The organism is Streptococcus sanguinis, from assembly GCF_050223295.1.
GTDB lineage: Bacteria > Bacillota > Bacilli > Lactobacillales > Streptococcaceae > Streptococcus > Streptococcus sanguinis_X.
Genome location: NZ_CP071424.1, coordinates 36,318 through 48,505, shown reverse-complemented (window position 1 = coordinate 48,505; position 12,188 = coordinate 36,318). Strand labels below are relative to the sequence as shown.

The 12,188-nt window shown below is 46.0% G+C and carries 12 protein-coding genes; 1 reads left to right on the top strand and 11 read right to left on the bottom strand.

Annotated elements, in window-relative coordinates:
• Positions 1-8: 8 nt before the first annotated feature.
• The 6 genes from J1C77_RS00310 to purD are packed head-to-tail and all read right to left on the bottom strand — an operon-like array spanning position 9 to position 4,615.
• Positions 9-236: a hypothetical protein gene (locus J1C77_RS00310; RefSeq protein WP_002922785.1), complete on the bottom strand. Its 228-nt coding sequence runs from the start codon at positions 234-236 to the stop codon at positions 9-11.
• A gap of 20 nt (positions 237-256) precedes the next feature.
• A complete protein-coding gene (locus tag J1C77_RS00305) occupies positions 257-520 on the bottom strand; it encodes a hypothetical protein (RefSeq protein ID WP_002931759.1) in 264 nt (87 codons plus the stop codon).
• 1 nt (position 521) lies between these two features.
• Positions 522-1,613: a 5-(carboxyamino)imidazole ribonucleotide synthase gene (gene purK / locus J1C77_RS00300; protein ID WP_002922786.1), complete on the bottom strand. Its 1,092-nt coding sequence runs from the start codon at positions 1,611-1,613 to the stop codon at positions 522-524.
• Positions 1,600-2,088 carry a 5-(carboxyamino)imidazole ribonucleotide mutase gene (gene purE, locus J1C77_RS00295; protein WP_002917921.1) on the bottom strand — a complete coding sequence of 163 codons (489 nt, stop codon included), beginning with the start codon at positions 2,086-2,088 and terminating at the stop codon, positions 1,600-1,602. Before purE ends, purK begins: the two co-directional genes overlap by 14 nt.
• Positions 2,089-2,107: 19 nt before the next feature.
• The gene (locus J1C77_RS00290; protein ID WP_002917927.1) at positions 2,108-3,301 is read right to left on the bottom strand and encodes an ATP-grasp domain-containing protein; all 1,194 of its coding nucleotides are present in this window, start codon (positions 3,299-3,301) and stop codon (positions 2,108-2,110) included.
• A gap of 54 nt (positions 3,302-3,355) precedes the next feature.
• Positions 3,356-4,615, bottom strand: a complete 1,260-nt coding sequence (purD, locus tag J1C77_RS00285) for a phosphoribosylamine--glycine ligase (protein ID WP_002920486.1) — start codon at positions 4,613-4,615, stop codon at positions 3,356-3,358.
• A gap of 320 nt (positions 4,616-4,935) precedes the next feature.
• Here purD and J1C77_RS00280 point away from each other — a divergent pair, with 320 nt between their 5' ends.
• A complete protein-coding gene (locus J1C77_RS00280) occupies positions 4,936-6,891 on the top strand; it encodes a GBS Bsp-like repeat-containing protein (protein WP_002922787.1) in 1,956 nt (651 codons plus the stop codon).
• A gap of 136 nt (positions 6,892-7,027) precedes the next feature.
• On the opposite strand, the gene purH is transcribed toward J1C77_RS00280, so the two are convergent.
• Genes purH through purF form a run of 5 tightly spaced genes read right to left on the bottom strand, consistent with a single transcriptional unit; the run spans position 7,028 to position 12,138 of the window.
• Positions 7,028-8,575 carry a bifunctional phosphoribosylaminoimidazolecarboxamide formyltransferase/IMP cyclohydrolase gene (gene purH, locus J1C77_RS00275; protein WP_002922788.1) on the bottom strand — a complete coding sequence of 516 codons (1,548 nt, stop codon included), beginning with the start codon at positions 8,573-8,575 and terminating at the stop codon, positions 7,028-7,030.
• Between the two features lies 1 nt (position 8,576).
• Positions 8,577-9,041 carry a GNAT family N-acetyltransferase gene (locus J1C77_RS00270; RefSeq protein WP_002922789.1) on the bottom strand — a complete coding sequence of 155 codons (465 nt, stop codon included), beginning with the start codon at positions 9,039-9,041 and terminating at the stop codon, positions 8,577-8,579.
• Between the two features lie 44 nt (positions 9,042-9,085).
• Positions 9,086-9,637: a phosphoribosylglycinamide formyltransferase gene (gene purN / locus J1C77_RS00265; RefSeq protein WP_002922792.1), complete on the bottom strand. Its 552-nt coding sequence runs from the start codon at positions 9,635-9,637 to the stop codon at positions 9,086-9,088.
• The gene (purM, locus tag J1C77_RS00260; protein WP_002917939.1) at positions 9,634-10,656 is read right to left on the bottom strand and encodes a phosphoribosylformylglycinamidine cyclo-ligase; all 1,023 of its coding nucleotides are present in this window, start codon (positions 10,654-10,656) and stop codon (positions 9,634-9,636) included. The genes purN and purM overlap by 4 nt, the downstream gene beginning before the upstream one ends.
• Before the next feature lie 39 nt (positions 10,657-10,695).
• Positions 10,696-12,138 carry an amidophosphoribosyltransferase gene (gene purF, locus J1C77_RS00255; protein ID WP_002922794.1) on the bottom strand — a complete coding sequence of 481 codons (1,443 nt, stop codon included), beginning with the start codon at positions 12,136-12,138 and terminating at the stop codon, positions 10,696-10,698.
• Between the last annotated feature and the right edge of the window lie 50 nt (positions 12,139-12,188).

The following is a 12,188-nucleotide window of genomic DNA, read 5'->3' as shown; positions in this document are numbered from 1 at the left end:
TACCTTTATCACTCAAACTCCTCTTTCCCAATCCATACAGACGGATAGTGATCTAGTGTATTCAAGTCCGTTTCCGTCGGTAAATCATAAATTGCTAAATAGTTTTCGGGGTATTGAGCAACTAGCTCTTCATACTTGGCTTTCACCTTTTCGTGATTGTTACTAGCAAACAAGACTTCTACGACAGCTCCAGTCTTATCCTTTTCCACAAAAGCGTTGACAATAATTTGAATCATAAACTGGTCTCCATTTAGCTTTAAAGATTATCATTTTCTGAGTCTTCATGTATAGAAAATTCAAATGAAATTCTCTCAGGATGTCTAGGCAGGCCGTAACTACTCAGATAATCCTTAACTTCCTTCACGGAACAAGAATATTCTAAGACTAGCTGATTGCCAGCTCTCTCTAAAATATGAATCCCCTCTCTATCAGCAATCTCTGGAACAATCAAATCGTCCGTATAAGTCAGTGTTACGGTCGTTATTTCGTCATCTAGCAATTCATCAAATTCTTCTGTCATTTCAAAAATCAATCCCCTCCCCAAACTCAATCACGCTATCCGGCACATCACTAAACAAAGTCACATGTCCCATCTTGCGGTTGTGCTTCGCTTCTATTTTACCATACAGGTGGAGGTGGGCGCTTGGATTTTCTGTGACATATTTCTCAGCGGCCTCGACATGCTGGCCGAGTACGTTGAGCATGACAGCTGGCGCATGTAAGTGGATAGCTGGCAACGGTGCTCCGAGAACACCGAGAATATGCGTATCAAACTGGGAGAAATCACAAGCTTCAATCGAATAGTGCCCTGAGTTATGTGGACGTGGCGCGATTTCGTTGACGATGATGTCGTCAGCTGTCGCAAACATTTCCACGCAAAGGGTTCCAGACAAGTTAAGCTGATCTGCGATTCGCACTGCCATAGCTTTGGCCTTGTCAGCCAAACTTTCTGAAATGCGGGCTGGCACGATGGTCTTAGACAGGATATTGTTGCGGTGGATATTTTCCTGAACTGGGAAAACCGTCACGTCCTTGCCATTTCCAGATACGATGACGGAAATTTCAAGGTCAAAATTGACAAATTCTTCCAAAACGCAGTCTGCTGAGTCGGCTAACGCATAAGCTTCTTCCAAGTCTGCTTCTGAGCGAATGACCTTTTGCCCATGGCCATCGTAGCCACCAGTCGCCGTTTTGAGAACATAGTTTTTCGACAGGTCAATATCTGCTAAGTCTTGGCTAAAAGTCACGACCTTATAGGGTGCCACGGTGACTTGGGCCTTGTTTGAGAGAAAGTCCTTTTCAAAAATGCGATTTTGCGAAATGCGGAGCAGGTCCGTCCCTTGAGGGAGCTGACCATCCTTGATAACGGCATCCAAACCGTCAGCATCAACATTCTCAAACTCATAGGTGAGGACATCGCAACGTTCAGCCAGCTGACGAAGGGCGTCCACGTCATTATAAGGCGCCACGATAATCTCTGCCACACGAGAGGCCGGACAGTCCGCCGCAGGATCCAGCGCGATGACCTTGTGCCCCATGTAGATGGCAGAAATGGCCATCATCTGTCCCAGCTGACCGCCACCGATGATTCCGATTGTTTTAGATGAGCTCATTGCTAGACTCCTCAGCGATTTTTCCTTGTTCTTCAGCAAAATCTGCCAAAGCTGTCGCAATAGCCTGATCCTCCACTGAAAGAAGGCGGAGGGCAAAGAGAGCCGCATTTGTTGCTCCTGCTTCCCCAATGGCCATAGTTGCTACTGGTACACCACCCGGCATCTGTACGATAGAGTAGAGCGAATCCACTCCACTAAGAGCGCGTGATTTGACGGGTACACCGATGACTGGCAGAGTGGTTTTTGCTGCTACCATTCCTGGCAAATGGGCTGCGCCACCAGCACCAGCTATGATAACCTTGATGCCACGACTGCGAGCTTCTTCGGCATGCTGAAACATGAGGTCCGGCGTGCGATGGGCAGAGACAACTTTCTTTTCGTAGGCTACACCGAAGCGGTCTAAGACTTCGGCGGTTTTTTTCATGGTTGCCCAGTCAGATTTGGAGCCCATGATGATGGAAATAATTGGTTTCATATTTTCTCCTCTGAATAAACTAATTCTTTTGCTCAATATTTTTTACAGTGGCTGATTCAACACTATAATGTTTAACAGTCTGATTAACCAGATTTTCAACGCTCTTAGGTTTTAACAATAAACGAAGTATAATTGTCACAAGAGGTATAATGCTCGGCAAATCCTTCCAGACAGGTGTCAACACTTCTTCACTATCACGTCTTAAAAGCCAGTACTTTATTGTCTGCAATATTTTTCTTCTACTTTTCGTCTTCTCAGCAGTTCCAATAATCAAAGCCATCAGACTATGCGTCTCAACACCTGCTTGACCAAGAATGACCTCAGATTTAGCGTAGCTGTGACTGGCTAGTTCTATCATGATTTTTGGAAAATTAACTCCTGCTTTATAGGCGTTAGCAGGCTCTACCATTCTAGGATTACACTCTATATAGTAAAATTGGTTTCCCCTACGTATAAAATCTAGGGTTAGGCAACCATGCCATTGTATATATTGTCCTAATTTTTCAATATGCTCTCTCGTTCTTTTAGATTCTATGCTTAATCTTGCCGCAGCCGAACCACCCGCGCCAGAACCTACTTTTACGCTAGAATGCACTGCGAGTAATTCTCCATGATCAAACACTGCTTGAACCTGACCATAGTCTCCAACTATGTCTTGCTGAACCATCCATTCCTCATCACTCGCTGTTAATTTGCTCGTCACTTCAGCCAAATCTTTCTTACTTGAAATCTTATAAACCGAGCGACCGGCAGTACCATAATCTGCTTTCAGCCAATAAGGATAGTCTAGCCGGATGGAGTCTGCATCTTTCACGTGCTCCCACTTAGGTGTGGGGATTCCTAACAAATCCGCAGTTTCAGCAAAAGCAATCTTCCCAGCTAACTTTTCAAACTGTTCTTTATCAGCAAGGGCGATTGGTAGCGATTGAGGTAAAAATTGCTTTCCATTTGCTAATAACCAGCCTTCCTCATGTGTTGGCAAAATGGCCTTGTAATTGGTTTTACGAAGCAACTGACTAACCTGTCTCAAATAATCTACAGGAAAACGGTTCACATCAACTATCGGAACTCTATGGGTTAGACGACTGAAGTGTGCAATGGAAAATCTTTTAGGAGATAATACATCAATTTTATAGTCTTCTTTCAACAAAACTGTCAAAGTTTCTCGTGAGGTCAAGCTTGAACCTTCTAAAAATAGCAGCCTATTTTTCATTTTTCAAACACCTGAATTCTATATTTAAGTCTCACGGCTAAAAGTTTCATTGATTTACAAAGCCTTACCACCAATGTCATGCCTATAAAAGAGGCCTGTTGTGTCTTGTTTTTCTAGTTGGTCGTAGATTTTTTCCTGCGCAGCTGAGACGGTATCAGCTGTGGTGACCAACATGTATACTCGACCGCCATTCGACAGCAGTGCTCTGCTATTTTCCGCAAATTTAGCCCCAGCATAGTAGGTGATGATGTCGCCAGCTGTCTTCTCCGGCAGAGGCTTGCCTTTTTCATAGTCCAGCGGGTAGCCCTCTGAAGCGACAACCACGCCAAGGGTCACGCCCTCATCCAACCAAGTGATAGCAGGCTCTTTCTTGTCCAAAATGTCCGTGATGTTCTGCGCAAAGTCAGACGTCAAACGCGGCAGGATAATCTGGGTCTCTGGGTCGCCAAAGCGCGAGTTGAACTCAATGACCTTAGGGCCATCTGCTGTCAGAATCAGCCCAGCATAGAGCACGCCCAGATAAGGTCGGCCCTCAGCTATCATGCCTTTGAGAACGGGCTTGATAATCGCCTCAACTGACTGCTCCACCACGCTTTGTGGCAGGTGAGGCACTGGCGCATAAGCTCCCATGCCGCCTGTATTGGGCCCCTTGTCCCCATCGTAGGCCCGTTTGTGGTCTTGTGCTGTCGGCATAATGTAGAACCTGTCGCCATTGACAAAGGCAAAGAGGGAGAACTCCTCGCCGTCCAGGAACTCCTCGATAACCACACGTGCACCGCTGTCGCCGAACTTATTGTCCAAGAGCATATCGTGAGCGGCCTCGACCGCCTGCTCCACAGTCTCTGCGACGACCACACCCTTGCCCAGAGCCAAGCCGTCCGCCTTGACCACGATAGGTGCTCCCTGCTTTTCAATGTAGGCTTTAGCTTCCTCAAAGTCAGAAAATGTGCCATAGGCTGCTGTCGGAACACCGTATTTAACCATGATTTCCTTGGCAAAATCCTTGGACCACTCCAGCTCCGCTGCTAAACGAGATGGGCCGAAAGCCTTGAGCCCAGCTTGGTTAAAACCATCTACAATTCCAGCTGCCAGCGCATCATCTGGACCGATAAAAGACCAAGCAACATCATTCTCCTTGGCAAATTCAATTAGTTTGGAATGTTCGGAAATTCCAATATTCACCAAATCCAACCCATCCAAGGTCATGCCATCATTTCCAGGAGCGACAAACACCTGCTCCACACCCTGAGATTCCAATAACTTCTTGGCAATCGCATGCTCACGACCGCCTGAACCAACAACCAAAAGCTTCATAACTGAGATACCTCTATGTTCATATCATAGGTGCTTACGCACCGAGCTAACACATCACGTAAAAATCACCGCATTTTTACGAATTATTTATCTAAATTATATCACAATCGTTCGTTTTATTCCATTCTAATGAGAAAAAGAATATCTCTTATACATGATCGCCGTAATTATTGTTGTCTTCAGACTTATCCTTTTTGAGTGGATTATGCCTATTTTAGACATAAAATATTCAAGACTTTTCAAATTTACTATCATTTTCAAATAAGTTTTCCGAATAATACAGGTGGGCCCATCCAAAACCATTCTCACAAAGGAGTTTTATGAAGAAATATCAAAAACTGTTTTTATTATCCGGAGCTGTCCTAGGTCTCTTTGCGAGCCACTCAACAGTTCATGCGACCGAAACGCCTGAATCTGAAGTCAAAATTCTAGGCCCTACTGATCGTGCCAGCAATGTCGATGTGACTGTGAACGATCGTACAGCCTCTATTAGTTATACCCGTTCCCAAGCTCAAGAACCTCATCGTATTCTCCACGCTGTTTGGTCTGATGAGAACGGACAGGATGATATCAAATGGTATGAAGCACCGTCAACAACAACTACTAACACTGACATTGACCTGAGTAACCATCCAGGTTACGGAACCTTTCATGTTCATACCTATATTGATCTCTATGGAAAATTAATTGGGCTGAATGGAACAACCTTTACTCTCGATAAACCAGCCATTAATGTCACTTCTAATATCCTAGGGAAAACCGCTCAAATTCACTTTAATCGCAACAAAGACCAAATAAATTCTAATATTCTACATGCTGTTTGGTCTGATGAAAATGGACAAGATGATATCAAATGGTACAATGCAGGACAAGATATTACTGAATTTGAACTTTCAAATCACAAAGGCTATGGAACTTATCACATTCATACTTATGAAAATAAAGATGGTAAGATGATTGGCTTAAACGGGACCACTTTCAATTTAGAAAAACCTAATCCTACTGTTGAAACCAGCTTCCCTCAAACTGGTATCATGGAAATTACTGTCAAAAACGTACCTGACACCATGCATCGAATTGTTCTTCCAACTTGGTCTGAGAAAAATGGACAAGATGATTTACAATGGTACGAAGCAAGCAAAAATCCGGATGGTAGCTACAGCGCTCGGGTGGAACTCAGAAAGCATAACTACGACACTGGGATTTACAATATCCACCTTTACGGTGAAAGTTATGTTAAGTCTGACTTAACAGGTCTCTCAGGGACTACTGCACAAATTGATAGTGGAAAATTGCCTTCTGAAGAGGAGCAAAAGCCGCTTTTTACTATAGAAAATATCAACCCCAAACAAGGAATCTATACTGTAAAAATCACTGAAACAGCTTTATCTAAACCCATAAAGTCTGTCCAAGTTCCCATTTGGAGCACTAGCAATCAGAGCAATCTTAAATGGTATGCAGCCACTCCTAACGGAGACGGAACCTTCAGTGCGACCTTTGATATCCGCAATCATCAGGCTTTGTCTGGGACCTATAATAATCATGTCTATATCACTTACAATGATGGTAGCGAACACAACTACGCAGCTGATCTCACACCAATGTCTACCGACCAAATTCAAGCCAAGGTTGCAGTCAAGAAATCCGATGCTAATCGCTACGAGGTGACAGTGACAGACGCCTACGGAGATGGCGATATTATTCTGCCAACTTGGTCAGAAGTCAATGGGCAAGATGATATCAAATGGTATACTGCCAATAAGGTCGGCAATGGAACATACAGGTTTACCGTAGATACTCAGAATCACAAGGGGAGCGGTCTATTTAACACCCATGTCTATCGTAGAAAAGCGGGACAACTGACTGGCCTGACTGGAACTAGCTATCAGGTTGAGAAATCAAGCATTCAATCAGCTAATATTCAGCCAAACTATGCCGCTGCTAATGCGACAACTTATCCTGTCGGTCAATGTACTTGGGGAGCCAAGGCTCTAGCTCCTTGGGCAGGAAATTACTGGGGCAACGGCGGTCAATGGGCAGCTAGTGCCAGAAGAGCTGGATTCCGTACCGGCAGTACACCTGAGGTTGGTGCCATCGCCTGCTGGGATGACGGTGGCTACGGCCACGTTGGTGTTGTGACTCATGTCGAATCCAATACCCGCATCCAGATTCAAGAGTCTAACTACCTCGGCAAGCAGTACATCAGCAACTTCCGTGGCTGGTTTGACCCAACTGCTTCCTACTGGGGCCGCCTGACCTATATCTATCCTAAATAAGTCGCTTTCGCACTCCTCAAAACCACTTCAAACCAGTGCTTTGAGCAGACTGCTCCTGTTTAGTTTGTTAATGAATTTTATTGAGTATAAGTCTACTCAAAAATCCTCGGGTCAGCCGAGGATTTTTTTATATTTCTCAATGCCTAAAATGCCGTACGCCAGTGAAAATCATGGTCAAGCCATACTTGTCAGCCGCTTCGATAGACTCCTCATCACGGACAGAACCACCTGGCTGGATGATAGCTTTGATACCAGCGGCTGCAATCTCTTCGATATTGTCCGCAAAAGGGAAGAAGGCGTCAGAAGCCAGAACAGCACCGTCAAGGCGATCTTTGGCTTGCTCAATAGCAATCTTGACAGAAGCCACACGGTTAGTCTGACCAGGACCGACTCCCAGCACCTGACGGTCATTGGTAATGATGATACCGTTGGATTTGACATATTTGACGGACTTCCAAGCAAATTCCAAAGCCACACGCTCCTGCTCGGTCGGCTGGCGCTTGGTCACGACCTGCCAATCAGCTGGATTCTCCTCGATAACATCTTGGTTTTGCACGAGGAGACCACCCAGAACACCGGTCACTTCCTTCTCGGCTCCAGAAGCTGCCTGAGCATCAAAAGCCAACTCCAAAATCCGCAGATTTTTCTTTTTATTGCTCAAAATAGCTAGCGCTTCTGCCGTGTAGCTCGGTGCGATGATGATTTCCAGGAAAATACCGTGCATCTTCTCAGCTGTCGCAGCATCCACCTGACGGTTGAGGACGACAATCCCACCAAAAATAGAAACTGGATCAGACTCATAGGCATAGTCCCAAGCTGTCTCGATATCATCTGCCTGACCGATACCACATGGATTCATATGTTTTAGCGCTACAACAGTTGGCCGATCCTTGAAATCTCGAATAATCCGAATGGCCGCATCGGCATCGCGAATGTTGTTGAAAGACAACTCTTTTCCATTCAGCTGCTTGGCGGAAGCGATGGAATAGTCCAGTGGCAAGGCCGTCTGATAGAAATCCGCATCCTGCTGGGGGTTTTCCCCGTAGCGCATGGGCTGCTTGAGTTCATAGGTCAAGGTCAGCTTTTCAGGCTTGCTTTCGCCCACCTGATCCGTGAAATAGTCTGCAATTAAAGCATCGTAAGCTGCTGTGTGACGGAAAACCTTGGCGGCTAAGCGTTGCCGCGTTTCATAGGTCGTTTGGCCATTTGCTGCCAACTCTTCCAGAACAAGAGCATAATCATCCGGATCTACGACAACTGTCACGCTGGCATGATTTTTAGCCGCAGAGCGCAGCATAGAGGGCCCACCGATGTCAATATTTTCCACCGCGTCCGCATACTCCACACCTGGCTTGAGAATGGTTTCTTTAAAAGGATAGAGGTTCACCACTACCAAGTCAATGAGCTCAATCTGATTCTCCTTGGCCGCTTGCAGGTGGCTATCCAAGTCCCGACGAGCCAAGAGGCCACCGTGAATATTAGGATGGAGAGTCTTGACACGACCATCCATCATCTCTGGAAAACCAGTCACATCATCGATAGCAATGGTGCCCACTCCTTCATTGTCTAGGGCCACCTTGGTACCACCAGTTGAGATGATATCCCAACCCAGAGCTTTCAGCTCTTTCGCAAATTCTACAATGCCTGTCTTGTCTGAGACACTGATTAGGGCTTTTTTCGTCATTCTATTCCTCTTTCTTTAGGTCCAAGCGCATAGCGACTTCGTTATTTTCTTCTATAAATCCTGTTTCCTGAAAACCCAGACTAGTCAGCAGGTGCTTCATTTTTTCATTTCCAACCACATAATCTGCGATAATATGACTGCAAGCTCTATCCATCTGAGCCTTTTTGATCAGAACTTCCAAGGCTTTTCGACCATAGCCTCTTCCTTGGTACTGCTGACCAATCATTATCCTCCAGACAAAGTATTCCGCTTCATCCTTGTCTATTTCCAGCAGGAGAAAGCCAACCACTTGCTTATCCCAATAGATTGCCATCGGAAACACATCTTCATTTTTCCGGTAGAGCCATGCGTCAGCTAAAGAGCGCACATTTGGAGCTACGAAACGTGCTCGTTCATCAGCATCAGATATTTTCAAATCCAGCACTGCCTGAAAACTGCTCTCATCTACTAATTTCAGCTCAATCATTTTTTCTCCTAGCAATATTGTACAATCAAAACTTGATTTACTTCCTACCTTCTCCCCACCCCTAAACTTTCCAGCACTTGAGGATAGAGCTGATACTCGGCGGCATGGATGCGTTCTTCAAAACTTTCAATCGTATCATCAGCTAGTCGCGGCACGCGCACTTGCTGGATAATTTTTCCAGTGTCCACACCCGAGTCCACCCAGTGAACGGTCACACCGCTCTCAGAGACGCCAGCCTGCCAAGCATCCTCAATGCCATGAGCTCCTGGAAACTCGGGTAGATAGGCTGGGTGGATATTGATGATACGTCCTTCATAAGCACCAAGCAAGGTTGGCCCTACAATTTTCATATAGCCTGCCAGACAAACCAAGTCAATCTGGTGTTCTTCTAGCAGGTCTACAATGGCTTGCTCGTAAGCCATCTTACTGTCAAACTCTCTAAGCTCAAAGACATAGCTTTTGACACCTAGCTTATCCGCCCGCTTGAGCACATAGGCATCTCGATGGTCTGAAAAGACAAATTCAACAGGAAACTGCTCAGCAATCACTTGGAAATTTGATCCATTACCCGAAGCAAAAACGGCAATTTTTTTCATTTGATAAGGACACTTTCATTTTCTTTTTTGACAATCCGGCCGACTTCATAAACAGGCTCGTCAAGAAGTTCTTTGACACGATCCACATTTTCAGGAGCTACAGCCAAAATCATCCCTAACCCCATATTGAAGATTTCAAACATTTCTTGATGCTTGATGTGACCATATTTTTCTAAGGCCTTAAAAATCGGCAAGACTGGAATCTTGTCTTCTTCAATCTCAGCAGCCAAGTCATCGGCAAACATGCGGGGCACATTTTCGATAAAACCGCCACCGGTAATATGGGCAATCCCATGAACCAGCTTTTCCTTAATCAGCGGCAGCAAAGCCTTGACATAGATACGAGTCGGCTCAAGCAGGACTTCCTTGAGTTTCTTACCTTCCAATTCTGGCAGTTCTTCCTCACCAGTGTAGTCTGTAAAGACACGTCGAACGAGTGAGTAACCATTTGAGTGGATGCCGCTGGAAGCCAACCCCAGAAGGACATCGCCCTCTGCGACTTTAGAGCCGTCAATAATCTCTGACTTGTCAGCCACACCAACAGCAAAACCAGCCAGATCATAATCATCTTCACCGTACATGCCAGGCATTTCAGCGGTTTCCCCACCAATCAAAGCAGCTCCAGACTGAACGCAGCCTTCAGCCACACCAGCAACAACTTGCTCTAGCTTTGCTGGTTCATTTTTCCCAGTGGCAATATAGTCCAGGAAGTAAAGGGGCTCAGCCCCTGCAGCGACGATGTCATTGACACACATGGCGACACAGTCCTGCCCAATGGTATCGTGTTTGTCATACTGAATTGCCAGCATGAGCTTGGTTCCGACCCCATCCGTACCAGAAATCAGTACTGGTTCCTTGACCCCCGTCTGAGACAGGTCAAACATGCCGCCAAAGCCACCCAGCGCCCCCATGACGCCAGCCCGCTCTGTACGTGCCACATGCTTTTTGATCCGCTCAACAACTTCATAACCCGCTTCAACATCCACACCGGATTGAGCGTATGCATTTTTATTTGTCATTTGTTTATTCCTTTCCCTTAATGGAGGCTCTTCATCCGTCTATTTGTAAAAACTGGTCTTATCCCCTAAGCTTCTACGATATTCTTCTTCATAATCATAGAGAGGCGTTGGGTAGTCTCCGTCAAAGTAAGCAACACAGAGACCGCCATTTGGTGCATCTGTTTCAATCCCGATAGAATCAATCAAGCCATCAATCGAAAGATAAGTCAGGCTGTCAGCTCCGATAATCTCACAGACCTCATCAACCGTATGATTGGCCGAGATGAGCTCGCGACGATTCTGGATATCAATGCCGTAGAAACATGGATATTTAAGCTCAGGACTACCAATAGCCACATGGACTTCAGCAGCTCCTGCATCTCGTAAGAGCTGGACGATGCGTCGGCTGGTTGTTCCCCGCACGATAGAGTCATCCACCATGACCACGCGCTTGCCCTTGACAATGCTGGAAACAGCAGATAATTTCATACGAACTCCTTGCTCTCGCAACTCCTGCGTCGGCTGGATGAAGGTCCGTTGGATGTATTGATTTTTAATCAGACCCATTTCATTTGGCAGGCCAGACTCTTCGGAAAAGCCAGAGGCCGCTGACAGGGAAGAATTAGGCACGCCGACAACGATATCCGCCTCATGCTGGAATTCCTGAGCCAGTCTGCGGCCCATCCGCTTGCGAGCTGCATGAACATTGACACCGTGAATGACGCTGTCCGGCCGAGCAAAATAGACATATTCCATTGAGCAAATAGCCAGCTGGGTATCTGTCGTATAGCTGTCGTAGGTCACTCCTTCATCATCGATAATCACGATTTCCCCCGGCTCAAGGTCGCGCACCCATTCGGAACCCACCACTTCAAAAGCACAGGTTTCACTAGAAACGACCCAGGCCCCATTTTTCATGCGGCCGATGGACAAAGGACGAAAGCCATTAGGATCCAACGCGGCGTAGAGCTTTTCCTCTCTCATGATGAGATAGGCAAAGCCCCCCTGAACTCGTCTCAAGGATTCCTTAAGCTTATCTAAGAAATTTTCCTGCTCGCTATGGCGAATCAAGTGCATGAGAATTTCCGTATCAGACGAGCTGGCAAAGATGGAACCTTTCTTTTCCAACTCCCGTCTCAGTGAATGGGCATTTGTCAGATTACCATTATGCGCCAAGCCCATCTGCATATCATAGAAACTGAAGAAGAAAGGCTGGACATTGTTGATGGAGGCCCCACCAGACGTTGCATAGCGGACGTGGCCGATGGCTGCTTCTCCTGTCAGATTATCCAAATCTGCTGGGTTTTTAAAGACCTCTGCAACCAATCCCAAATCGCGGTGGCGTTTGAGCTTTCCATGGTCGTTTGACAGGATGCCAGCTCCTTCTTGACCGCGGTGTTGCAGGCTATGGAGTCCGAAATAGGTGACCTGAGCCGCCTGTGGATGACCCCAAATTCCAAAAATACCGCACTCTTCATTCAGTGACTTTACTTCGTATGTCATTGTTTTACCTAAATTCTTTTGTCTTGTAAAAGGGAGAAAACCTGGCCTAA

What these genes read in the sequence shown, in the direction of transcription:
- J1C77_RS00280 (WP_002922787.1), top strand. Translation starts at nt 4,936, where the DNA reads ATGAAGAAATATCAAAAACTGTTTTTATTATCCGGAGCTGTCCTAGGT.
- purM (WP_002917939.1), bottom strand. Translation starts at nt 10,656, where the DNA reads ATGACAAATAAAAATGCATACGCTCAATCCGGTGTGGATGTTGAAGCG.
- J1C77_RS00270 (WP_002922789.1), bottom strand. Translation starts at nt 9,041, where the DNA reads ATGATTGAGCTGAAATTAGTAGATGAGAGCAGTTTTCAGGCAGTGCTG.
- purE (WP_002917921.1), bottom strand. Translation starts at nt 2,088, where the DNA reads ATGAAACCAATTATTTCCATCATCATGGGCTCCAAATCTGACTGGGCA.
- purN (WP_002922792.1), bottom strand. Translation starts at nt 9,637, where the DNA reads ATGAAAAAAATTGCCGTTTTTGCTTCGGGTAATGGATCAAATTTCCAA.
- purK (WP_002922786.1), bottom strand. Translation starts at nt 1,613, where the DNA reads ATGAGCTCATCTAAAACAATCGGAATCATCGGTGGCGGTCAGCTGGGA.
- purD (WP_002920486.1), bottom strand. Translation starts at nt 4,615, where the DNA reads ATGAAGCTTTTGGTTGTTGGTTCAGGCGGTCGTGAGCATGCGATTGCC.
- purH (WP_002922788.1), bottom strand. Translation starts at nt 8,575, where the DNA reads ATGACGAAAAAAGCCCTAATCAGTGTCTCAGACAAGACAGGCATTGTA.
- J1C77_RS00290 (WP_002917927.1), bottom strand. Translation starts at nt 3,301, where the DNA reads ATGAAAAATAGGCTGCTATTTTTAGAAGGTTCAAGCTTGACCTCACGA.
- J1C77_RS00310 (WP_002922785.1), bottom strand. Translation starts at nt 236, where the DNA reads ATGATTCAAATTATTGTCAACGCTTTTGTGGAAAAGGATAAGACTGGA.
- purF (WP_002922794.1), bottom strand. Translation starts at nt 12,138, where the DNA reads ATGACATACGAAGTAAAGTCACTGAATGAAGAGTGCGGTATTTTTGGA.
- J1C77_RS00305 (WP_002931759.1), bottom strand. Translation starts at nt 520, where the DNA reads ATGACAGAAGAATTTGATGAATTGCTAGATGACGAAATAACGACCGTA.